The sequence below is a fragment of the Candidatus Karelsulcia muelleri genome, from assembly GCF_002243425.1.
Lineage (GTDB): Bacteria > Bacteroidota > Bacteroidia > Flavobacteriales > Blattabacteriaceae > Karelsulcia > Karelsulcia muelleri_E.
In genome coordinates this window covers 32,294-57,057 of the sequence record NZ_CP021172.1, presented here as the reverse complement: position 1 = coordinate 57,057, position 24,764 = coordinate 32,294, and the positions used below count along the sequence as shown (strand labels likewise).

Annotated in this window: 18 protein-coding genes and 2 tRNA genes; 11 read left to right on the top strand and 9 right to left on the bottom strand. The window is 22.1% G+C overall.

What is annotated here, in order from left to right; genetic code table 11:
* Entirely contained in the window at positions 1-3,951 is a 3,951-nt protein-coding gene (rpoB, locus tag CA211_RS00255) for a DNA-directed RNA polymerase subunit beta (RefSeq protein WP_094248502.1), read from the top strand.
* Between the two features lie 105 nt (positions 3,952-4,056).
* A complete protein-coding gene (rpoC, locus tag CA211_RS00250; RefSeq protein WP_094248501.1) occupies positions 4,057-8,340 on the top strand; it encodes a DNA-directed RNA polymerase subunit beta' in 4,284 nt (1,427 codons plus the stop codon).
* Here rpoC and truA read toward each other — a convergent pair.
* Positions 8,309-9,067 carry a tRNA pseudouridine(38-40) synthase TruA gene (gene truA / locus CA211_RS00245; RefSeq protein ID WP_094248500.1) on the bottom strand — a complete coding sequence of 253 codons (759 nt, stop codon included), beginning with the start codon at positions 9,065-9,067 and terminating at the stop codon, positions 8,309-8,311. The genes rpoC and truA overlap by 32 nt on opposite strands.
* 20 nt (positions 9,068-9,087) lie before the next feature.
* Between truA and CA211_RS00240 the strand changes: the two genes are divergently transcribed.
* Both CA211_RS00240 and CA211_RS00235 read left to right on the top strand, forming a co-directional pair.
* Positions 9,088-10,059 carry an RluA family pseudouridine synthase gene (locus CA211_RS00240; RefSeq protein ID WP_317045027.1) on the top strand — a complete coding sequence of 324 codons (972 nt, stop codon included), beginning with the start codon at positions 9,088-9,090 and terminating at the stop codon, positions 10,057-10,059.
* A gap of 27 nt (positions 10,060-10,086) precedes the next feature.
* Positions 10,087-10,162 (top strand) — tRNA-His (locus tag CA211_RS00235).
* Here CA211_RS00235 and CA211_RS00230 read toward each other — a convergent pair.
* From CA211_RS00230 to tyrS, 8 genes are all read right to left on the bottom strand, one after another.
* A complete protein-coding gene (locus CA211_RS00230) occupies positions 10,143-10,283 on the bottom strand; it encodes a DUF4295 domain-containing protein (RefSeq protein ID WP_094248498.1) in 141 nt (46 codons plus the stop codon). The genes CA211_RS00235 and CA211_RS00230 overlap by 20 nt on opposite strands.
* Positions 10,284-10,289: 6 nt before the next feature.
* Entirely contained in the window at positions 10,290-10,472 is a 183-nt protein-coding gene (gene rpmG / locus CA211_RS00225) for a 50S ribosomal protein L33 (RefSeq protein WP_094248497.1), read from the bottom strand.
* On the bottom strand, positions 10,453-10,680 hold the full coding sequence (rpmB, locus tag CA211_RS00220; RefSeq protein WP_094248496.1) for a 50S ribosomal protein L28: 228 nt from the start codon (positions 10,678-10,680) through the stop codon (positions 10,453-10,455). The genes rpmG and rpmB overlap by 20 nt, the downstream gene beginning before the upstream one ends.
* Before the next feature lie 3 nt (positions 10,681-10,683).
* A complete protein-coding gene (gene serS, locus CA211_RS00215) occupies positions 10,684-11,916 on the bottom strand; it encodes a serine--tRNA ligase (RefSeq protein WP_094248495.1) in 1,233 nt (410 codons plus the stop codon).
* A complete protein-coding gene (locus CA211_RS00210; protein ID WP_094248494.1) occupies positions 11,910-12,800 on the bottom strand; it encodes a 2-oxoacid:ferredoxin oxidoreductase subunit beta in 891 nt (296 codons plus the stop codon). Before CA211_RS00210 ends, serS begins: the two co-directional genes overlap by 7 nt.
* Before the next feature lie 24 nt (positions 12,801-12,824).
* Positions 12,825-12,897, bottom strand: a tRNA-Phe gene (locus CA211_RS00205).
* A 101-nt stretch (positions 12,898-12,998) separates the two neighbouring features.
* A complete protein-coding gene (locus tag CA211_RS00200; RefSeq protein ID WP_094248643.1) occupies positions 12,999-15,764 on the bottom strand; it encodes a class I tRNA ligase family protein in 2,766 nt (921 codons plus the stop codon).
* A 14-nt stretch (positions 15,765-15,778) separates the two neighbouring features.
* Positions 15,779-17,050: a tyrosine--tRNA ligase gene (gene tyrS, locus CA211_RS00195; RefSeq protein WP_094248493.1), complete on the bottom strand. Its 1,272-nt coding sequence runs from the start codon at positions 17,048-17,050 to the stop codon at positions 15,779-15,781.
* Positions 17,051-17,306: 256 nt separating this feature from the next.
* Here tyrS and CA211_RS00190 point away from each other — a divergent pair, with 256 nt between their 5' ends.
* The 7 genes from CA211_RS00190 to atpB all read left to right on the top strand — a co-directional run bounded on the left by CA211_RS00190 (position 17,307) and on the right by atpB (position 24,763).
* A complete protein-coding gene (locus CA211_RS00190) occupies positions 17,307-18,464 on the top strand; it encodes a 2-isopropylmalate synthase (RefSeq protein ID WP_094248492.1) in 1,158 nt (385 codons plus the stop codon).
* A gap of 1 nt (position 18,465) precedes the next feature.
* Complete coding sequence (gene leuC / locus CA211_RS00185) at positions 18,466-19,857, top strand: 3-isopropylmalate dehydratase large subunit (protein ID WP_094248491.1); 1,392 nt, start codon at positions 18,466-18,468, stop codon at positions 19,855-19,857.
* Between the two features lie 7 nt (positions 19,858-19,864).
* Positions 19,865-20,452 (top strand): 3-isopropylmalate dehydratase small subunit, encoded by a 588-nt coding sequence (leuD, locus tag CA211_RS00180; RefSeq protein ID WP_094248490.1) that lies wholly within the window; start codon positions 19,865-19,867, stop codon positions 20,450-20,452.
* A gap of 2 nt (positions 20,453-20,454) precedes the next feature.
* Entirely contained in the window at positions 20,455-21,531 is a 1,077-nt protein-coding gene (gene leuB, locus CA211_RS00175; protein ID WP_094248489.1) for a 3-isopropylmalate dehydrogenase, read from the top strand.
* A 49-nt stretch (positions 21,532-21,580) separates the two neighbouring features.
* The gene (locus tag CA211_RS00170; RefSeq protein WP_237985487.1) at positions 21,581-22,150 is read left to right on the top strand and encodes a MarC family protein; all 570 of its coding nucleotides are present in this window, start codon (positions 21,581-21,583) and stop codon (positions 22,148-22,150) included.
* A gap of 98 nt (positions 22,151-22,248) precedes the next feature.
* Positions 22,249-23,493, top strand: coding sequence for an aspartate kinase (locus CA211_RS00165; protein WP_094248487.1), 1,245 nt, complete (start codon positions 22,249-22,251; stop codon positions 23,491-23,493).
* A 235-nt stretch (positions 23,494-23,728) separates the two neighbouring features.
* Positions 23,729-24,763, top strand: coding sequence for a F0F1 ATP synthase subunit A (gene atpB, locus CA211_RS00160; protein ID WP_094248486.1), 1,035 nt, complete (start codon positions 23,729-23,731; stop codon positions 24,761-24,763).
* Position 24,764 lies beyond the last annotated feature (1 nt).

Sequence of the window (24,764 nt, the reverse complement as noted above, 5' to 3'; positions counted from 1 at the left end):
GTGAAAAAAATAATAAAAATTATTAAATTCCCTTTCCCTAAGGAAAAAACTATAAATTTTGCTTCAGTTAGAAATAAAATTTCATCTCCGGATTTTTTAGATATTCAAATCAAATCTTTTACTAATTTTTTTTGTATAAATTCTTCTTATAAAAAGATAAGTAATAAAGGTTTTTATAAAGTTTTTATAGAATATTTTCCTATTTCAGATGCAAAAAATAAATTGATTATAGATTTTATATCTTATAAGATATACGATCCTATTTATTCAATAGAAGAATGTCTAAAAAGAGGATTAACATATAATGTCTATATAAGAGCAAGATTCAAAATATATCGTACAAGAAAAAGAAAAGTAACAAGAGAAAATAAAAGAACAAAATTTTTTGAAACAATATATCAAGATGTGTATTTTGGAACATGTCCGTATATGACGCCATCAGGGTCTTTTATTTTTAATGGATCGGAGAGAGTAATTGTTTCTCAATTACATAGATCTCCTGGTGTGTTTTTTGGACAATATGATATACCAAATCTAAAAAAAATATCTTATGCAAGGATTATTCCCTTAATCGGAGCTTGGATAGAATTGTCAACAGACATTAATAATGTTATGTACATTTATTTAGATATAAAAAAAAGATTACCGATAACTACTTTACTTAGAGCATTAGGTTATACTAGGGATATTGATATATTAAATATATTTAATATAGCAGAAGAAGTAAATATAAATAAAGTAAATTATAAAAATTTCTTAGGAAGAACTCTTGCAGCTAGAATATTTAAAACTTCGTCTGAAAAAGTAGATATTCTCTTAGAAAGAGATATAAAATTAAAAAAATATCATATAGATATAATACTTTCTTATAAGATAAAAGTTATTAGTTTATATAAAAAAAATGAAAATAATTTTTATTATTCAATAATCCATAACACTTTAAAAAAAGATCCTACAAATTCTCAAAAAGAAGCTAATATATATATATATAAAGAATTAAAAGATTCATTTCCTAAAAATGATAAAAAAGCAAAATTATTTATAAATAAGTTTTTTTTTTCTGAAACTAACTTAGGTGAAGTTGGAAGATATAGATTAAATAAAACTCTGAAATTAGATTTTCCATTAAAGAATAAAATTCTAAATATAGAAGACATAATTTCTATTATAGAAAATTTAATTGCATTATGTAATAATAAAAAAGAAGTAGATGATATAGATAATTTAGCTAATCGTAGGGTTAAAACAGTAGGAGAACAATTATATACACAATATACAATAGGAATAGCAAGAGTATCAAGAATAATAAAAGAAAGAATTAATGTAAAAGATAATGAAACTTTAACTCCTATAGAGTTAATAAATTCAAAAACTTTAACATCTGTTATTAATTCTTTTTTTGGTACCGATGAATTATCTCAATTTATGGATCAAACTAACCCATTAGCTGAAATGACACATAAAAGAAGAATATCTTCTTTAGGTCCTGGGGGCTTGTCAAGAGAAAGAGCTGGATTTGAAATACGCGATGTTAATTATTCTCATTATGGTAGATTATGTCCTATAGAAACACCAGAAGGTCCGAATATTGGATTAATATCTTCTTTATGTGTTTTTGCAAGAATTAATTCTATGGGGTTTATAGAAACTCCTTATTTCAAAGTTAAAAAAGGAAAAGTAGTTATAAATGAAGCACCAATATATATTAGTAGTGACCAAGAATATGGTAAATTCATAACACAAGCTAATGCTATATTAAATTATAAAACAGGTGTATTAAAAAATAACATTATAGTTCGTGTAAATGCTGATTTTCCTATGGTTAATTATAAAAAAATAAATTATATAGATGTTTCTACTAATCAAATAGCATCTATATCAGCATCTTTAATTCCATTTCTTGAACATGATGATGCCAATAGGGCCTTAATGGGATCAAATATGATGCGTCAAGCTGTACCTTTATTAAATCCTAAAGCTCCTATAGTGGAGACTGGATTAGAAAAACATTTAGCACAATATGTAAATGCATTAATATATGCAGAAGGAGATGGTATAGTTGAATCAGTAGATGCAAATAATATTAAAGTTAAATATTTTAATTCTGAAAAAGAAAAATTACTTTCTTTTGAAAAGAGAAGAAAAACTTATAAATTAATAAAATTTAGAAAAACTAATCAAAATACTTGTATTAATATAAGACCAATAGTAAAAAAAGGAATGTATGTTACTAAAGGTCAAGTTTTATGTGAAGGATTTGCAACTAAAAATGGAAAATTAGCATTAGGTAGAAATATAAAAGTTGCTTTTATGCCTTTCAGAGGATATAATTTTGAAGATGCTATAGTAATTTCTGAAAAAGTAGTACGTGAGGATTGGTTTACATCAATTCATATAGATGAATATTCATTAGAAGTACGTGAGACTAAATTAGGAATGGAAGAATTCACATTTGATATACCGAATATTAATGATGAAAATAAAAAAAAATTAGATAAAGATGGAATTATCAAAATAGGGTCTGAAGTTAAACCTGGAGATGTACTTATAGGAAGAATAACTCCTAAAAAAGAAGGATATCCTTCTTCAGAAGAAAACTTTTTAAAAGCAATTTTTGGAAAGAAAGTAGGAACTATTAAAAATACTTCTTTAAAAGCTGATTCCTCTTTATTTGGAGTAGTAATAGATACAAAAATTTATTCAAAAGAATATGAACAAAAACAATTTAAAATAAAAAAATTAAAGATAAAAGAATTAAATAATCAATTTATTCAAAATTTAAAAATATTAAGAAAATTATTAATTAATAAACTAATTCTTGTATTAGAAGGTTCAGTATCTGAAGGAATATTAAATTCTTCTTATAAAGAAATAATACCAAAAGGTAAAATTTTTAATAAATTAAATATAAAAAAATTATTAAAAAATAAAGAGATTATATATCAAAATTGGGTAAATAATAAATATAAAAATAATTTAGTATTTAAAATCATAAAACTTTATTATTTAAAAATAAATGAATTAAAAATGAAGTTAAAACGTAAAAAAAATAGATTATTAATAGGAGATGAAATGACATCAGGGATTATTAAAATCGCTAAAGTTTTGATTGCTAAAAAAAGGAAATTAAAAGTAGGTGATAAAATGTCTGGAAGACATGGAAATAAAGGAATTGTAGCACGTATTGTTAAAGAAGAGGATATGCCATATTTAGAAGATGGAACTTCGGTAGATTTAGTTTTAAATCCATTAGGTGTCCCTTCCCGTATGAATCTAGGCCAAATTTATGAAACAATTTTAGGTTGGGCAGGAGAAAAACTGGGAATAAATTTTTCAACACCAATATTTGATGGAGCTTCTATAGAAGAAATATCAAAATATACTGATATAGCTAATCTCCCTCTTTTTGGAAATACTTATTTATTTGATGGAGAAACAGGAGAAAAATTTTATCAACCTGTTACAGTAGGGGTAATTTATATGTTAAAATTAAACCATATGGTTGATGATAAAATGCATGCTAGATCAATTGGTCCATATTCATTAATTACTCAACAACCTTTAGGAGGAAAATCTAAATTTGGAGGACAAAGATTGGGTGAAATGGAAGTTTGGGCTTTAGAAGCTTTTGGAGCAGCAAATATTTTACGTGAAATACTTACTGTAAAATCTGATGATGTAAAAGGCCGTACAAAAACTTATGAAGCTATAGTAAAAAGGGAAACAATTCCCAATCCAGGAATACCTGAATCATTTCATGTATTGTTAAAGGAATTAAAAGGATTAGGTTTAAGTCTTAAATTAGAAGTAATAAAAAAAAAAGAAAAAAAAAATCAAAAAATCAAAGTAAGAATAGAGATTAAGGAAAAGGATATAATAAAATATAAAAAAAAAGTTAAAGAAATAAAACTAAAAAAACTTAAAGAAAAGCTAAGTAATAAAACTAAGTAATAAAAAAAAACTAAGCAAATGAAAACTAAGCAAATGAAAATAAAAAACCCAATGAATCTGAGGAATCAAATTCAAATATTGAAAGTTATTAATTTTATTAATAAAATGAGTAAAAAACAATATAAAATTAGTCATTTTATGACTACTAAAATTAGTCTTAGGATTTCTTCCCCTGAAGATATTTTAAAAGATTCATATGGAGAAATAAGAAAACCTGAAACAATAAATTATCGTACTAATAAACCTGAAAGAAATGGTTTGTTTTGTGAGAAAATTTTTGGACCAATAAAAGATTATGAATGTTTTTGTGGCAAATATAAAAAAAAACTTTATAAAGAAATAATCCGTTTAAGAAAATTAAACAAAGACTTAAAAGGATTATTCTGTAATAGATGTGGCGTAGAAATAACAAAAAACACAGTTCGTAGAACCAGAATGGGGCATATTAATTTAGTAGTACCTATAGTACATATCTGGGGATTTAGATCTACTTCTACTCCAAATAAAATCGGTTCTATTTTAGGATTATCATCTCAACAACTTGATCTGATCATTTATTATGAACGTTATGTAGTAATTCAACCAGGAATTGCTAATAGTTATAAGAATTTATCTATAAAAAAATTAGATTTCTTAACTGAAGAAGAATATACATATATCTTAAATAAGATTCCAATAGGAAATAAATATTTATATGATAATGACCCCAACAAATTTATAGCTAAAATGGGAGCTGAATGTTTAGAAGAATTATTAATACGTGTTGATTTAGAAGTTTTATTATCTGATTTAAAAAAAGAAATTACAAATGAGGAATCAAAACAAAGAAAAATTGAATTATTTAAAAGATTAAATGTAGTAGAATGTTTTATAGAAGGTAAAAAAAAAGGAAACAAAATTGAATCTATTATTTTAAAAGTTCTTCCTGTTATTCCTCCAGAATTACGTCCTTTAGTTCCTTTAGCTGGAGGAGGGTATGCTAGTTCTGATTTAAATGATTTTTATAGAAGAATATTAATTCGTAATAATAGATTAAAAAGATTAATACATATTTCAGCTCCTGAAATAATATTACGTAATGAAAAAAGAATGTTACAAGAAGCTGTAGATTCCCTTTTGGATAATTCTAAAAAAATTTTAGCAGTAAGATCAGAATCTAATAGACCATTAAAATCTTTATCTGATTCATTGAAAGGAAAACAAGGTCGTTTTAGACAAAACCTTTTAGGGAAAAGAGTAGATTATTCAGCAAGATCAGTAATAGTAGTAGGTCCAAAATTAAAATTACATGAATGTGGATTACCTAAAGAAATAGCAGCTGAAATTTATAAACCTTTTCTTATTAGAAAACTTCTTGAAAGAAAAATTGTAAGAACAGTAAAATCAGCTAAAAAACTGATATCTAAAAAAGATCCTATTATTTGGGATATATTAAAATATCTTTTAAGAGGTCATCCTGTCTTATTAAATAGAGCCCCCACACTTCATAGATTAGGAATTCAATCATTTCAACCTAAACTTATTGAAGGAAAAGCGATACTATTACATCCATTAGTTTGTTCGGCATTTAATGCTGATTTTGATGGAGATCAAATGGCAGTCCATTTACCATTATCAAATGAAGCAATTTTAGAAGCTAAATTATTAATGTTAGCATCACAAAATATTTTAAATCCTGCTAATGGATATCCTATTACAGTTCCATCACAAGATATGGTTTTAGGTTTATATTATATGACTAAAGAATTAAAATCTACTTATGAAAGTAAAATTAAAGGAGAAGGAATGTGTTTTTCTTCTCTTGAAGAAGTTGAAATAGCTTATAATAATAAAGTTGTAGAAATTCATGCAATAATAAAAGTAAAAGTTAAAATATTAGAAAATATTGGATTAATATCAAAAATTATAAAAACAACAGTAGGTAGAGTATTATTTAATAAAGTGGTTCCACAAAAAGTAGGTTATATAAATAAATTATTAACAAATCAATCTTTAAGAGAAATAATAAATTATATTTTATATAAAACAAATATACCTACTACAGCAAAATTTTTAGATAAAATCAAAGATTTAGGATATTATCATGCCTTTAAAGGAGGTTTATCATTTAATTTAAATGATATAAGTATTCCAAAAGAAAAAAAATCTCTTGTAAAAAGAGCTATTGAAAAAGTCTCTTTGGTAAAAGACGATTATAATATGGGATTAATAACTAATAATGAACGTTATAATAAAATTATAGATATATGGACTAATACTAATGTTAGTTTAACAGAAAAAGTTATTAATTATATGCGAAAAAGTAAACAAGGATTTAATTCAGTATATATGATGCTTGATTCTGGAGCTAGAAGTTCAAAAGAGCAAATACGTCAATTATCTGGAATGAGAGGACTTATGGCTAAACCTCAAAAAACTAGTTCATTAGGTGCAGAAATTATAGAAAATCCAATTTTATCTAATTTCTTAGAAGGATTATCTATATTGGAATATTTTATATCCACTCATGGAGCAAGAAAAGGATTAGCTGATACTGCTTTAAAAACAGCAGATGCTGGATATTTAACAAGACGTTTAGTAGATTCAGCACAAGATGTAATTATACAAGAAGATGATTGTAAAACTTTACTAGGAATAAAAATATCTGCAGTAAAAAAAAAAGAAAAAATAATAGAAACATTATCATCCAGGGTTTTAGGTCGTATAGCTCTAAATCATATTTATGATCCTACTAATAATAAGGTTTTAATAAAATCATCTCAAATGATAGATGAAAAAAATATTAATCTTCTAGAAAAGGCTTCAATAGATACTATTGAAGTAAGATCTCCTCTTACCTGTAAATCTAAAACAGGTATTTGTATAAAATGTTATGGAAGAAATCTTGCGAACGGTTTAATGATTCAAAAAGGAGAAGCAATAGGAGTAATAGCTGCACAATCAATTGGTGAACCAGGTACACAACTTACACTTCGTACTTTTCATGTTGGAGGTACAGCTGGTAATATATATGAATATTCAAAAATAAAAGCTAAATATGATGGAATAATAGAATATGAAGATATTCAAGTAGTTAAAAATCTAGTGATTTCTAGATCATCTGAAATTAGATTATTAAATAATAATAAAGAGAAAGTGATTTTAATGAAAAAAAAAATTCCATATGGAGCTAAATTATATGTTTATAATAAACAATTAGTTAAAAAAAATGATATTATCTGTAGTTGGGATCCATATAATGCTGTTATAATAGCAGAATTTACAGGAAAAATAATATATGAAAATCTTGAAAAAGACGAACAAACTGGTTTTAAAGAAAAAGTAATATCGGAAGGAAAAACACCTACTTTAAAAATAGTAAATAAAAAAAATGAAATATTAAAAAGTTACAAGATCCCTGTAGGTGCACATTTAGTAGTAAATGATGGAGACATTATAAATGAAGGAAGTATTTTAATAAAAATACCTCTAAAAGATTTAAAATCAGGAGATATAACAGGTGGATTACCCCGTTTATCCGAATTATTTGAAGCAAGAAATGATGATGAATATGATTCAAATGATTATAATTCACATAATGCACATGCACATTATAATGCACATTATAATGCACATGCACATTCAAATGCACATTATTCTTCAAATGATAATAATTCTTCTGATGATGATTATTATTATGATTCTTCTGATGATTCTTCTGATGATGGAGATATAAATGAGATTTTAGACATAAAAGGATTAAGAGCTGCTCAAAAAAAATTTATTAATGAAATACAAGAAGTCTATCGTTCACAAGGTGTAAAAATTAATGATAAACATTTTGAAGTTATAGTAAGACAAATGACGCAAAAAGTAGAAATTATAAAATCAGGAGATACTTCTTTTTTAGAAGGTAATATTGAATATACAGATGTCTTTTTAGAAGAAAATAAAAGAATTTTGAACATGAAATTTATTGAAGAATCAGGTGATTCTAAAAAATTTTTTAAAGGTCAATTAGTTAATTTTCATGAATTAAAAAAAGAAAATTATTTATTAAAACTTTCAAATAAAAATCAAATCTTATTTAGAGATGTAATTACTGCTATATCTAAACCAATAATTCAAGGTATAACTAAAGCTGCTTTACAAACTAAATCTTTTCTTTCTGCTGCGTCTTTTCAAGAAACTACAAAAGTTTTATACGAGGCAGCTATAAGTAATAAAACAGATTATTTAAATGGATTAAAAGAAAATGTTATATTAGGCAATAAAATTCCTGCAGGAACTGGATTAAAAAAATCTTCTTATGAAGAAATTATAATTGGTGATGGTAATCAAAAACTTAAAAAAAAATATTCAGAAATTAATAAAAAACTTAAAATAAATAAATATTTAATGGATAATTAATTTTTGTTAAAAACAGACCTTTTGCTGGTGCAGAAATTCCTGCAAAATTTCTATCTTTAGCATATAAAATGTTAATAAAATCTTTTATTGTTATTTTTCCTATTCCTAACTCAATTAAAGTACCTACTATAGATCTTACCATATTTCTTAAATATCTATTTGCTTCAATATTAAAATATAATATATTATTTTTTATATGCCATTTAGCATTAAATATATTACATATATATGTTTTATAATTACATTTGTTTTTACAAAAACTAGTATAGTCTTTAGATTTTTTAAGTATTTTTGCACCTTGATTTAAAGTATTTAATTTTATTTTTTGTTTTGATAACCATTGCCAACTTTTATCAAGATAAAAAGTATTTTTACCTAAAGAGATCCTATATTCATATACTCTACTTATAGCAGTAAAACGAGCATGAATTTGTTTTTTTACAGGAAAAATATTTATAATATTAATATTTAAAGGTAAAAAAGAATTTAATTTAAATAGAAAATTTCTATATAATAGAATTTTTTTTTCATAAAACTCAAAATGAGCAAACATTTGTATAGCATGTACACCAGTATCAGTCCTTCCTGCTCCTATAATTTTTATACTTTTTTTTAATAAAAAACTTAAACAGTTTTCTATTGTTTCTTGTACAGAAATATTTTTTTTTTGTATTTGCCATCCATAAAATGATGCACCATGATAAGATATTTCTAAAAAAAATCTCAATTTTAATTAAAATAAATTAAATTATTAATTTTTTTTATGATAAAAAAAAAATTTTAGTAAAAAAAAAAGAAAACTTAATAAGAATTGATACATATATCAAATTTATTTTACATAAAACAAATAGAAATTTTATACAAAAAATTATAGAAAAAGGATTTGTTTATGTAAATAACATTTTAATAAAAAAAAATTATATAGTTAAAATAAATGATGTAATAGAAATTTTTCTTCCTGAAAAACAAAAAAATATTATACCTGAAAATTTAAAAATAAATATCTTTTATGAAGATGAATACGTTATTATTATTAATAAACAATCTGGTTTAGTTGTCCATCCAGGTAAAGGTAATGAATCTATGACTCTAATTAATGGTTTACATTTTTATTTCTTAAAAAAGAATTTAAAAAATAATATTTATAATAAAATTCCAATTCTAGTACATAGAATAGATAAAGGAACAAGTGGATTAATTTTAGTAGCAAAAGATAAAAAGATTTTAGAAAAAATTTCTAAACAGTTTTCTATTAATCATATAAAAAGAAAATATATTACTTTAGTATGGGGATATATTAAAAATAATAAAGGAACTATTATATGTAATATAGGTAGAAGTTTAAAAAACAGAATATATATGAATGTTTTTCCTAATGGAATTTATGGAAAATTTTCTATTACACATTATAAAGTATTAGAAAGATTTAAGTATGTTACACTTTTAAAGTGTACTTTAGAAACTGGACGAACTCATCAAATTAGAGTACATTTAAAATATATTGGGCATCCAATTCTTAATGATAAAGATTATGGAGGTATTAATACTTTTAAAGAAAAAAAATATATAAAAAAATTATTTATTAATATGAAATCTCAAGCTTTACATGCTTATTATATAGAATATATACATCCTATATATCGAAAAAAAAATTATTTGATATGTCCTATTCCTGATAGGATAAAATTTTTAATAAAAAATTTACGTTTATTTAAATAAATAAATTTATTTATATATATTTGTATTGGTGAACGTAGCTCAATTGGTTAGAGCATTAGATTGTGGTTCTAATGGTTGCCGGTTCAATTCTGGTCGTCCACCCTTCCTTCTAAAAACTTATTTACATCATTAGAATTAACTATTTTTTCTTTAAAAGAATAATTATTGTGTTTTTTAAACATAAATATTATTTTAGTCATTCTTTTATATTTTTCTTTTTTCATATTAAATTATTTTATTTCTTTATGAATTGTATTTCTATTTAAAATAGAATTATATTTTTTTAATTCTAATCTTTCTGGATTATTTTTTTTATTTTTTGTAGTAACATATCTAGATGTACCAGATAATCCACTATTTTTATGCTCTGTACATTCTATTATTACTTGAATTCTAATATTTTTTTTTGACATTAATTTTTTTTAAAGTTTTTTCAATTCCAAATTTATTAATTGTTTTTATTCCTGCAGAAGATACTTTTATAAGTATCCATTTGTTTTTAATAAAAAATCGTTTTTTACTTAAATTTAAATTAAAAATACGTTTAGTTTTATTATTTGCATGTGATACTTGATTTCCCATCATTGGCTTTTTACCTGTTATTTGACATAATTTTGACATAAATTAAAAAATTTTATCAATTTTCATATATTTAATCAAAACTTTAGGAATTATTATATAATTTTTATATTGATTATTTTCTAATATAGCTGAGATTATTCTGGGAATAGCTAAAGAACTACCATTCAATGTATGACATAATTTAATTTTTCCATCAAATGTACGATATCTTAATTTAAGCCTATTTGATTGAAAATTTGTACAATTTGATACTGAACTAACTTCTAACCATTTTTTTTGTCCAGGAGAATAAACTTCAAAATCATAAGTTAAAGCTGAAGTAAATCCTAAATCTTTTCCACATAACCTAATTATTCTAAATGGTAAATTTAATGATCTCAATAAAGATTTAATATGATTAACCATATCATTAAATGATAAATATGAATCTTTACAGGTACTTATTTGTATAATTTCAACTTTATCAAACTGATGCAGTCTATTTAATCCACGAACTTTAGATCCATATGATCCTGATTCTCTTCTAAAACAAGAAGTATAAGTTGTTGCTTTTATAGGTAATTCTGATTCTTTAAAAATTGTTTTTTGAAAAATATTGATTAACGGAACTTCTCCTGTTGGAATAAGATATAAATTATCATAATTTATATTATACATTTGATATTTTTTATCTGGAATTTGACCTGTTCCATAAACAGAATTTATATTTACAATATATGGAAGAATATATTCCATGTATCCTGATGATATATTTTTTTCTAAAAAAAATTGTATTAAACTACGTTGTAGTAAAGCTCCTTTATTAAAAAAAACATTAAATCCATTTCCAGAAATAATAGCACCTTTTTTTGTACTAAAAAGTTTAAATTTTTCTCCTAATTCCCAATGATAGATTTTATTTTTATAATTATTAATAATTTCTCTTTTATAAAGAATATATAAAACCTTTTTTTGTACTTCTTCAAAAGGTAAATTAGGAATTTTAATAATTATTTCAAAAATTTTATTTTTAATTTTCTTTATAAAAAAAAGATTTATTTTTAATTTTTCTTTTAAGAAAGAAGAGTAATTACGTATTATTTCTTCATTTTTTTTTATTTTTTTAGAAAAAAATTTAATATAATAAATTAAATTATCTAATTTAGATTTTATTTTTTTTTTCTTCTTATAAAGAAAAAGAATATAATTTATTAAATATAATTTATAAAAGTTTCTTTTTATTAAACCAATAATAATTATTTTTTTATTCTTTTCTATAAAAGAAACTTTTAACATTTGTTTTTATTAAAAAATTTATCATAAGTATCTATTTTTCTTTTATAAAGAACCCCAAAAGGACATGGAAATCTTTTTTTTTCATAAAATAATTTTGATAAAAAAAATGCTTGATTTATATCATAAATATCATGTATCCATATTTGTTTTTTTAAAAAATTATTATTTCTAATAATTTTTATCTTATTATTATATAATAATATACATTTACTTTTTCCAAAAAATAATGGTTTTTTTTGCTCAAGATATAATGTATTTGACTCTTTCGTAAAAGCTTTCGTAAAAGAGTCAAATACACCATTATTAAAAATGTTACAATTTTGATATATTTCTAAAAATGAAGTACCTATATGGTTATTACTTGCTATAAGCATTTTTTTTAAATGTTTTATATTTATATCTATACTACGTGCCACAAAAGTAGCTCCAGCTCCTAAAGCTAATGATAAAGTATTAAATGGTCTTTCAATAGTTCCTAAAGGAGAAGATTTTGTTTTTACTCCCAAAGAAGATGTTGGAGAATATTGTCCTTTTGTTAATCCATAAATTTTATTATTAAATAGTAATATATTAACATTTATATTTCTTCTAAATAAATGAATAAGATGATTACCTCCTATAGATAACCCATCTCCATCTCCTGTAATAATCCATACACTCAAATTTGTTTTTGATAATTTTATTCCTGTAGCAATAGCAGTAGCTCTTCCATGAATTCCATGTATTCCATATGTATCTAAATCATATGGTAATCTAGAAGAACATCCAATCCCTGATACAAAAACTATTTTATGTTTATTAACACCTATTTCTGGTAAAATAGATTGTATTTGTTTTAAAATAGAAAAATTTCCACATCCTGGACACCAGTTACTATTATTCATTTTATACCTGATCTAAATCTAATGTGGTATCTCCTGGAATTGAACCAGGGACACACGAATTTTCAGTCCGTTGCTCTACCATCTGAGCTAAGATACCATTATTTCATACCATAGGAAATATTACTAATTCTGAAGCTCCTATCTTTTAAATTGCTAAAACATTATGATGATTGAAGAATACCTTGTTCTAAATTAACTTTAAATAACAATATTTATAATTTTATTACGTAATATAAATATTTTTTTAGGTTTATTATTATTTAAATAAGTATTTTGATTATTTAATAAAATCTTTTCAAGATTATTGATCTTTTCACATTTGTTTAATTTTATTTTAAAACGTAATTTTCCATTAAATGTAACAGGATAATTAAATTCATCTTCTAAAATAGAATTTAGATAAAAATCTGGAAATTTAGCAAAAAATATAGATTTTTTTTTTCCTAATTTATACCAAATTTCTTCAGAAAGATGGGGGGCATAAAAACTAAGTAAAATAGTTATTGGTTCTAATATCTGTCTTTTATAACATTTAATTTTTATTAATTGATTTAATCTTATCATAAATTCACTTATAGGTATATTAAAAGAAAAAGATTCTATATTAGATTTTATTTTTTTTATAGTTTTATTTAAAAATTTTAATTCTTCTATAGAAGGAGAATTTTCATCTACATAAAATTTACCTTTTATATGAAAAAAATTACAAAATCTTTTTAAGAAATTAAAAATTCCATTTATACTTTTTATATCCCAAATTTTAGATTTTTCTAATGGTCCTAAAAACATTTCATACATACGTAATGTATCAGCACCATATTTCTCATAAATAAAATCTGGATTAACTACATTATACTTAGATTTAGACATTTTTTCAATTTTACGATCACATCTAAATTTTCCATTATCTAATATAAATTTATAATTATTAAATTCATAACGCAAATTATTTATTTTTTTTATATCTACCTCATTATTATTTTTAATAAATTTAATATCTATATTAATTTCTTGTAGCTTTTTTTTTTCTTTTAAGTCTAAAAGACTAGATGAAATATATTCTTTTTTATTATTATTACAATAAATAATAGCTGATTTTCCTAAAATCATTCCTTGATTCATAATTTTTTTAAAAGGTTCTTCTGAACTTACAAATCCATAATCTTTTAAAAATTTATGCCAAAATCTTGCATAAATTAAATGACCTGTTGCATGTTCTATACCTCCTACATAAAGATCAACATTTTTCCAATATTTTTCTTTTTTTTTTTTTACAAAAAAATATTTATTATTAGGATCCATATATCGTATATAATACCAACTAGAACCTGCCCAACTAGGCATAGTATTAGTTTCTAAAGAAAAAATAGTTTTATTATTTATTAAATATGTATATACTATTTTATTGATCTTTTTATCCCAAGCCCAAAATTTAGCTCTAGTTAATGGAGAATTACCATTAGGTAAATATGTATCAAGATTTGGTAATAATAAAGGTAATTTATTTACTTTTATTGTTTTAGGTATTTTTTTTTTAAAAAAAATTGGAATTGGTTCCCCCCAATATCTTTGTCTTGCAAAGATAGCATCTTTTAATTTAAAATTAAAACTTATTTTTCCAAAATTATTATTTACTATTATTTTAGTAATATAATTAAAAGCATTTTTTAGATTTAATCCATTTAAAAATGAAGAATTTCTACAGATTTTTTTTTTATAAAATACTTCAAGTATTTTTATTCCAAATTTTTTAGCAAATTTATAACTATTAATCTCATTAGCTGGAACACACATAATAGAATTGAAATTATAATCATCTTTTATAAAAGAACTTATATAAAGTGGAATTTCATTTTTAGTAAATGGATGTATCACGTAGTTTCCTGTAAAAATTCCAGATATCTTTACATCTTTTTTTTTAAAAGCTAAAATAGATTTTTTAACTTTATTAAGATTTTGTTTATCAACAATATTTTGTATATTTTTTTGTTTTAAAAAATAACTTTCTAATGGAATTATTATAAATGTTACCCCAAAAATACTATAAGGTTTATTCGTAAAAATTTTTAATTTTATATTATTATTATTTTTTAATGTAAAAAAAATGTTTATACCATATTTTTTACCTATCCAATAGATTTGAGATTTTTTTAAATTTTCAGTAAAATTTACTTTTTTTAAACCATTTAAAAGTCTTTCAGAATATGCACTAATTCTAATACTCCATTGTAGCATTTGTTTTTTATAAACAGGATATCCTCCTCTTTTACTTAAATTATTTTTGATTTCATCATTTGCTAATACTGTTCCTAATTCAGGACACCAATTTACTGATCTTTTTGATAAAAAAGCTATACGATAGTTTTGTAATATATCTTCTTTCTCAAAAGAATTAAATTTTTTCCAGGTATATGCATTAAAATTTATTTTACTTGTAGAAAAAGCATTTATATTAAAATTTCCATTTATATTAAATTCATAAATTAATCTCTTAATAGATCTAGCTTTTTTTAATGTCTTATCATACCAAGAATTAAACATTTTAATAAACATCCATTGAGTCCATTTAAAATATGAACTATCACTAGTATTTATTTTTCTTTCCCAATTAAAAAATATACCTAATTTTAATAATTGTAATTTATATCTTTTAAGATTAATTCTTGTTGTAATGTTAGGAGAAATTCCTGTTTGTATTGAATATTGTTCTGTGGGTAATCCAAATGAGTCAAATCCTATAGGATTAATTACATTATATCCTTTAGATTTTTTATAACGTGCATATATATCAGATGCAATATATCCTATAGGATGACCAACATGTAATCCTTCTCCAGAAGGATAAGGAAACATATTTAATATATAATATTTTTTTTTTTTATAAAAAAATTTTTTATTTAAAAAATTTTTATATCTCCAATATTTTTGCCATTTTTTTTCTAATTTTTTAAAATTATAATCCATAGATTTTTTAATAATCATACAATATAAATTTTTATCATAAAAAATGTTTTTTTACCTCTTTGCAAAAGAACATATGTTCCTGATATCAAATCATTTTGATTTAAAATAAATTTTTCATCTATCTTTTTTTTATTTATATAAATTGAATTTAATTTTAATTGTCTAATAGCTTCTTTTTTAGATTTTAAAAATTTACTTTGATTTACTAATAAATCTATTATTGGAATATTAAAATTCTTATAAAGATATATATTTTTATGAGGAATATTTTTATAAATAAAAATAATATCATTTTTATTTATTTCGTTTATTATTTTTTTTTTATTAAAAAGAAGATTTGATATCAATTTTATTTTTTCAAAAGTTTTTTTTCCATGTATAAAAATAGTTATTTCAGAAGCTAATTTTTTTTGAATTAATTTTAATTTTGGATCATTTTCATGATAAAAAATAATTTCTTTGATTTCTTCTTTTTTAAGAAAAGTATATATTTTTATATATTTTTTTGCTTGTTCATCAGAAATATTTATCCAAAATTGATAAAATTCATATGGAGAAGTTAAATTTGGATCTATCCATATATTTTCTCCATTTTCAGTCTTTCCAAATTTTGATCCATCAAGTTTAGTAATTAATGGAAATGTTAATCCATTTACTTTAACTCCTAGTTTTTTTCTTATAAGTTCTATTCCACTTGTAATATTTCCCCATTGATCCGAACCTCCTATTTGTAATGAACAATTTTTTTCTTTATATAAATAAAGAAAATCATATGCTTGTAATAATTGATATGTAAATTCTGTAAATGATATACTATTATTATTAGATATCCTTCTTTTTATTGAATCTTTTGTTAACATATAATTAATTGTAAAATATTTTCCTATTTTTCTAGCAAATTCAATAAATAATTGGTTTTTTAACCATTCATAATTATTTAATATTTCATTTTTTTTATAATTAAAATCTATATATAAAGATAATTGTTTTTTTAAATAATATATATTATTATATAATAATTCTTTTTTTTTTAAAATTCTTTCACAATTTTTTCCAGATGGATCTCCGATCATTCCTGTTCCACCTCCAATAACTGATATTATATTATTACCTGATTTTTGAAAATGTATTAACATAATTATAGCTACTAAATTACCTATATGTAAAGATTTATAAGTTGGATCAAATCCTGTATATAAAGTAATTATTTCATTTTTTATTTGTTCACTATAAGTAGTATCATGTATTAATCCTCTCCACAATAATTCTTGTATTAAATTATTCAATTATATAGTTTTAATTATAATATAATTTATTATTTTTATGATGTAAACAAATTATATGTTTTTTTTATTCGTAATAAAATTTATTTCCTATGTTAAAAAACAACTACTAATTTTAGTTATTATGTCGTTTTATTAAATTATAATTGTTTATTATATATAAATTTTCATAATTATACAATTAATTATTGTAGTTTAATTATTGTAGTTTAATTATTGTAGTTCAAAACTTATAGAAATAAAAAGCATATTTAGGAATATGAAAAAAAAAAGGATTAAAATCTTGGATACTACATTACGTGATGGAGAACAAGTTCCAGGCTGTAAATTAAACACATCAGAAAAAATAAAAATAGCTCGTCAATTAGAAATAATGGGAGTAGATATCATAGAAGCTGGTTTTCCTATTTCTAGTCCAGGAGATTTTCATTCAGTTGAAGAAATATGCAAATCTATATATGAACCAATAATATGTAGTCTTTCAAGAGCTGTAAAAAAAGATATAGAAATTGCAGCATTAGCATTAAAATATGCTAAAAATCCTAGAATTCATACAGGAATAGGAACATCTCCATATCATATTAAATATAAATTTAATAGTACTCCTAAAAAAATAATAGACATAGCAATAGAAGCTGTAAAGTATGCAAAAAAATTTGTAGAAGATGTAGAATTTTATGCAGAGGATGCTGGTCGTACAGAAAATCTATTTTTAGCACAAATTTGTGAAGCAGTTATAAAAGCAGGAGCAACAGTAATTAATATCCCAGATACTACAGGTTATTGTTTACCTGAAGAGTATGCTGAAAAAATAAAATTTTTAAAAGAAAATGTTAATTCAATAGATAAAGTTACAATATCAACTCATTGTCATGATGATATGGGATTATCTACTGCAAATTCAATAGCTGGAATAATTAATGGAGCTCAACAAATAGAATGTACTATTAATGGAATTGGAGAAAGAGCAGGTAATACTTCTTTAGAAGAAGTAGTAATGATAATTAAACAACATAAAGATTTAAATTTTTATACAAAAATAAATACAAAACTATTGTATAAAACAAGTAAATTGGTATCTGAATGTACCAGTATGTTTGTACAGTCTAATAAAGCAATAGTAGGAGCTAATGCTTTTTCACATTCTTCAGGAATCCATCAAGATGGATTAATAAAAAAAAGAGAAACTTATGAAATAATTGATCCAAAAGATGTAGGAGTTAATAAATCATCTATTATATTAACAGCTAGAAGTGGACGTTCAGCTTTAGCTTATCGTTATAAAAAATTAGGTTATTCATTTAATAAATCAAAATTAAATGTAATATATAGTTTTTTTTTAAAGTATGCAGATAAAAAAAAAGAAATATATGATGAAGATTTAAAAAAAATATTAAAGAAAATTAAATATTCATAAAATGAATAAAACCCTTTTTGAGAAAGTTTGGGAATCACATGTAGTTTTTAGTTTAAATAAAAAAATAGATGTTTTATATATTGATAGACATTATATACATGAAGTAACTAGTTCACAAGCATTTGAAGAACTAAAAAAAAGAAAAATTTCAATATTAAGAAATAATAAAATTATAGCTACTACAGATCATAATGTTCCTACAAAAAATCAACATTTACCAATAAAAGATGTTCTTTCTAAATTTCAAATAGAAACATTAGAAAAAAATTGTGATGATAATGGAATATTATTTTTTGGATTAAAACATGATTTTCAAGGAATAGTACACGTTATTGGTCCTGAACTTGGAATTACACTTCCTGGAATGACAATAGTTTGTGGAGATAGTCATACTTCTACTCATGGTGCTTTTGGATGTATAGCATTTGGTATAGGAACTAGTCAGGTTGCTATGGTAATGGCAACTCAATGTTTACTACAAACAAAACCTAAACAAATGCGTATAAAATTAGAAGGTAAATTAAATTTAGGAGTAACTGCAAAAGATATAATTTTATATATTTTATCAAAATTAGGTCCAGATGGAGGAACAGGTTATTTTATAGAGTATAGTGGATCTGTCTTTAAAAGAATGAATATGGAAGAACGTATGACAGTGTGCAACATGAGTATAGAAATGGGGGCTAGAGGAGGTATGATAGAGCCCGACTCAACTACTTTAAAATATTTAAAACAAAAAATTTTTTCCCCAAAAGAATTTAAAAAAATAAAAAAAATATGTAAAAATCTTAAAACAGATAAAAAAGCTCTTTTTGATAAAGAATATAAATTTAATTCAGATAATATTTATCCGATGATAACATATGGGACTAATCCAAGTCTGTGTATAAACATATCTGATCCTATTCCAATAGGAAGTAAAAATATTCAAATAAAATATATGGGATTAAAAGAAGGAGAGTATTTATTAGGATTAAAAATCAATTATGTTTTTATTGGAAGTTGTACTAATTCTAGAATAGAAGATATTAGATTAGTATCTAAACTAATAAAAAATAAAAAAAAAGCAGATAATGTTTATGTTATGGTAGTACCTGGATCAAAACAAGTATATAAAAAAATTATAAATTCTGGAATAGATTTAATTTTATTAAATGCAGGATTTGAGTTACGTAAACCTGGATGTTCAGCCTGTCTAGGAATGAATGAAGATAAAATACCTTATGGGGAATATTGTTTATCTACATCAAATAGAAATTTTGAAGGACGTCAAGGTAAAGGAGCACGTACTTTGTTAGCTAGTCCTTTAGTTGCTGCAATTACAGCTATTGAAGGCAAAATTGTTAATATTACAGAATATATTAAACCTAATACAATTAAAAATTGTATGTAAATAAATTATGGAAAAATTTACTACTTTATTTAGCACAGCAGTTCCTCTATTTATAGATAATATAGATACTGATCAAATTATACCAGCTAGATTTTTAAAATTAACAACTAAATCCGATTTTGGAAAAAATTTATTTAGAGATTGGCGGTATGATTCAAATGGAAAAATAAAAAAAAATTTTATATTAAATAAAAAAAAATATTCTGGAAATATATTAATAACTGGAAAAAATTTTGGATGTGGTTCTAGTAGAGAACATGCAGCATGGGCAATTAGAGATTATGGATTTAAAGTTGTAATATCAAATATTTTTGCTGATATTTTTAAACAAAATGCTTTAAATAATGGATTATTAACTATAGAACTGAAAAAAGATTTTATAAATTTAATTTATCAAAACATTTTTTTAAATCCAAATCTTTTATTTGAAATAAATTTGGAACATCAATATGTTAAATTTGAAAACAATAAAGAATTATTTAAAATAGATGATTTTAAAAAAAAATGTTTTATAAATGGATATGATGATATTGAATTACTTTTTAGTATAAAAAACAAAATAGAAATTTTTGAAAAAAAAAATATTTATAATTAAATATGGAAAAAAATATAGCTGTTTTATCAGGAGATGGGATAGGACCCGAAGTAATTAATCAATCTTTAAGAGTATTAGATGCTATAGGTAAAAAATATGATCATAAATTTATATATCATAAGTGTTTAATAGGAGGAATTTCTATAGAAAAAACTGGTATTCCTTTAACAAAAGAAACTTTAGATACTTGTTTAGGATGTGATTCTATTTTGTTGGGAGCTATAGGAGATCCTAAATATGATAATAATCAGAATTTAAAAAATAGACCTGAACAAGGTCTATTAAAACTTAGAAAAAAATTGGGATTATATTGTAATATAAGACCTATTAAAGTTTATAAATCTTTATTATATAAATCTCCAATAAAAAAATCTTATATAAAAGATGTAGATTTTCTTATCTATAGAGAACTTACTAATGGTATATATTTTGGTAAAAAAAGAATTTCTAAAAGTAGAAAAAGAGCATATGATATATGTTCTTATAATAAAAAAGATATATCACGTCTAGCTATTTATGCTTTTAAAGCAGCTTTAAAACGTAAAAAAAAAATAACATTAGTTGATAAAGCAAATGTTTTAGCAACTTCTAAATTATGGCGTGAAACTTTAAAAGAAATAAATATAAAATATAAAGAAGTACAAATAGATTATCTATTTATAGATAATGCCTCTATGCAAATGATTATTAATCCTAAACAATTTGATATATTATTAACTGAAAATATGTTTGGAGATATTCTTTCAGATGAAGCTAGTGCTATAGTTGGATCATTAGGATTAATACCTTCTTCTTCTATTGGTGAAAAAACTACCCTGTATGAACCGATACATGGATCATATCCAAAAGCTGCTGGTAAAAATATTGCAAATCCATTGGGGGCTATATTATCTGTATCTATGATGTTAAAAGATTTTGGTATGAAAAAAGAAAGTTTATTGATAAATAAAATTGTAAAAAATTCATTAAAAAATGGAATTTCTACTAAAGACATAAATTCTAAAAATCCTTCTACAACTAAAGAAGTAGGAGATTTTTTAATTAATTCTATAAATTTAAAAAAGGAGAGTGAGGATTAATAAATAAATTTTTAATATGCAAAACATAAGATTATTATGTACATGTTTTATGGTATTATTTAGTATTATAGATGTAATAGGAAATGCTCCTATTATTATAGGATATAAAAATAAAGGAGATATAATAAATCCTAATAAAGTTACTTTAGTATCATTGGGAATATTTTTATTTTTTATTTTTTTAGGAAATTTTCTTTTAAATACTTTTGGTATTGATATATATACTTTTTCATTAGCAGGCTCAATAATCTTATTTTTAATTTCATTAGAAATGATTCTAGGAATAGAATTCTATAAAAGAGATAAAAGTACTAGTACTCAAGTATCAATTATTCCTATATCATTTCCATTAATAGCAGGACCAGGTTCTGTAACAACTTTAATGTCTTTAAAAAAGAATTATGATATGCAAACAATATTAATATCATTAATATTAAATATAATAATTGTCTTTTTTGTAATAAAAAAAATTTATTATATAGAAAATCATATTAGTAATGATAATTTAAATATTATAAAAAAAGTATTTGGAATAATATTATTATCTTATTCAATAAAATTATTTGGACGTAATATATGTAATATATTTAATACTGAAAGTGTCATAAAAATTGTTTAATAAGAATTTAATAGTATTTATTTTTTACTTGAAAAAGTAATAAAAAAATATAATTATAAAATATATATGTTAAAACATATTTATTTTAAATAAATAAAATGAAAATATATAAATTTGGAGGCTCTTCTGTAAAGAACTCTAAAAGAGTAAAAAATTTATATAAACTTCTAAAAGAAGTAGGTTATCAAAATACTTTAATTGTAATTTCAGCTATTGGTAATACTACTAATAAGCTTGAAAAAGTAGTAAATAAATATTTTTTAAAAAAAAATACAGAGATTCAAATCTCTGAAATAGAAGAGAATCATTTAAAAATAATTAATGATTTATTTCCTTATAATCATAATATAAATATATATATAAAAAATCTTTTTCAGGGAATAAAATTTTTTTTAAAAAAAAATAAATATAAGAAATATAATTTTCTATATGATCAAGTAGTTGGATCTGGCGAATTAATTTCAACTAAATTAATTAGCGAATATTTAAATTTAATAGGAATTAAAAATATTTGGTTAGATTGTAGAAATTATATAAAAACTGATAATTCATATTGTGAAGCACATGTTAATTGGACAAAAACAAATCAAAAAATAAAACAATTAAAAAAAAACTATTTATATATAACTCAAGGTTTTATAGGAGCTGATTCTAATTATTTTACTACAACTTTAGGAAGAGAAGGATCAGATTATACTGCATCAATTTTTTCATATTGTTTAAATGTAGAAAGTCAAACTACTTGGAAAGATGTTCCTGGAATTTTAAATTCAGATCCTAGATTTTTTTTAAAAAACAATTTATTAAATAGTCTTTCTTATGACGAAGCTCTTGAATTATCTTATTATGGTGCATCAGTTATACATACTAAAACTTTACATCCTTTAAAACAAAAAAAAATACCATTATATGTTCGTTCTTTTATTTACCCTAAAAAAAAAGGAACCTTAGTAAGTAAAAAAATAAATAAAGAAATTAGAAAACCTTGTTTTATAGTAAAAAAAAATCATAAATTAATATCTTTTTATATGAAGAATTTTTCTTTTTTTTTAGAAAAAAATATTAGTGATATATTCACTATAATATCAAAATATAAAATAAAAGTTTTTTTAATTCAAAGTTCCTCAATTAGTATTTCAATTTGTGTAGAAGATAAATTTAATAATTTAAATATTATAATTAATAAATTAAAAAATTATTTTATAATAAAATTATTAAATAATGTGTATTTATATACAATATTACATTATAATGTAAATTCTGTTAATTTTTTTTTAAAAAAAATTAAAATAATTTTAAGACAAATTAATTCTGATACAGCTCAATGGATTATAAAATTCTAGATTAAATCTTTTATTGAAAAAGTAAGAAAATTTTATTTCATCTGAACCCTATTTCTTATAAGATAACTAATCATATTTTAATATAAATTTCTTTGCTTATCACCTTTACGATAAATATCACTATATCTACCCAACCCAAATCCCAGATATAAGTAAATATTATACGATAAGGAGCAATTTAAAATCTTTTTCGGGATCATATATATATTTTTATTATTAATAGAATTATTATAAAATGCTATATAAAAAAAAAATAAGTTTTTTATTTATATTTTTTTTTTGGTTTAGTAATTTAACCTGTTTACATTCTCAAAAATTAAATTCTAATAAAAATATTACGTTTAATACAGCTTTTTTTATAAAAAGTCATATTAATGATTCTCATGAATGGCATTTAAAAAAAAATGTTTATATTTCATTACCTATAATCCTTTTTGATAAAGGATTTAAATTATTTATGTCATCAAAATTTGATCATGGAAATAATTTAGTAAATATAAATAATAATTATTATAGATTAATAAATAATAAAATATATAAAACAAATCAATTTGGTTTCTTAAAAATAGATAATAATGGTAATATTCTTAATAATATGCCTTTAGATTTTTCTATTACAAAAAATGTATTAACATTAATTATCTCTATATTTATTTTATGTTTAATTTTTATTAAATTATCTCTTTCTTATAAAGAAAAAAAAAATAATTCTAAAACCGGTCTATTATTAGAATATATTATTTTTTATATAAAAAATGAAATAGCTATTCCTAATTTGGGTATAAAAAAATATAAATTGTATTTTACTTTTTTTTTAACACTATTTTTTTTTATATTAATCAATAATTTGATAGGTATATTCCCTATAGGGCCTAATATTACAGGTAATATTAGCGTTACTTTATCATTATCAATGATAATATTTTTTCTAATAATTTTTAGTGCTAAAAAAAAATATTGGAAACATATTTTTTGTATGCCAAAGGTTCCATTAATAATCAAATTATTATTAATTCCAATAGAAATATTTGGTATATTTATTCGTCCGTTTACTCTTTGTATACGTTTATTTGCAAATATTACAGCAGGACATATAATTTTAATTAGTTTTATTTCTTTAATTTTTATATTTAAAAATATTTATTCAATAATTATATCTATACCTTTTTCTATTTTTATTTTATTATTAGAAATAATGGTAGGTTTTTTACAAGCATTTATATTTACATCTTTATCAGCATTATTTTTAGGTATAGCAATAAAAGATTAAT

Bases quoted from the DNA above. Each gene is read 5' to 3' on its own strand.
- CA211_RS00200 (WP_094248643.1), bottom strand. From the start codon at position 15,764: ATGGATTATAATTTTAAAAAATTAGAAAAAAAATGGCAAAAATATTGG.
- leuC (WP_094248491.1), top strand. From the start codon at position 18,466: ATGAATAAAACCCTTTTTGAGAAAGTTTGGGAATCACATGTAGTTTTT.
- atpB (WP_094248486.1), top strand. From the start codon at position 23,729: ATGCTATATAAAAAAAAAATAAGTTTTTTATTTATATTTTTTTTTTGG.
- rpmG (WP_094248497.1), bottom strand. From the start codon at position 10,472: ATGTCAAAAAAAAATATTAGAATTCAAGTAATAATAGAATGTACAGAG.
- rpmB (WP_094248496.1), bottom strand. From the start codon at position 10,680: ATGTCAAAATTATGTCAAATAACAGGTAAAAAGCCAATGATGGGAAAT.
- CA211_RS00190 (WP_094248492.1), top strand. From the start codon at position 17,307: ATGAAAAAAAAAAGGATTAAAATCTTGGATACTACATTACGTGATGGA.
- rpoC (WP_094248501.1), top strand. From the start codon at position 4,057: ATGAGTAAAAAACAATATAAAATTAGTCATTTTATGACTACTAAAATT.
- leuD (WP_094248490.1), top strand. From the start codon at position 19,865: ATGGAAAAATTTACTACTTTATTTAGCACAGCAGTTCCTCTATTTATA.
- CA211_RS00165 (WP_094248487.1), top strand. From the start codon at position 22,249: ATGAAAATATATAAATTTGGAGGCTCTTCTGTAAAGAACTCTAAAAGA.
- CA211_RS00210 (WP_094248494.1), bottom strand. From the start codon at position 12,800: ATGAATAATAGTAACTGGTGTCCAGGATGTGGAAATTTTTCTATTTTA.
- serS (WP_094248495.1), bottom strand. From the start codon at position 11,916: ATGTTAAAAGTTTCTTTTATAGAAAAGAATAAAAAAATAATTATTATT.
- CA211_RS00170 (WP_237985487.1), top strand. From the start codon at position 21,581: ATGGTATTATTTAGTATTATAGATGTAATAGGAAATGCTCCTATTATT.
- CA211_RS00230 (WP_094248498.1), bottom strand. From the start codon at position 10,283: ATGAAAAAAGAAAAATATAAAAGAATGACTAAAATAATATTTATGTTT.
- leuB (WP_094248489.1), top strand. From the start codon at position 20,455: ATGGAAAAAAATATAGCTGTTTTATCAGGAGATGGGATAGGACCCGAA.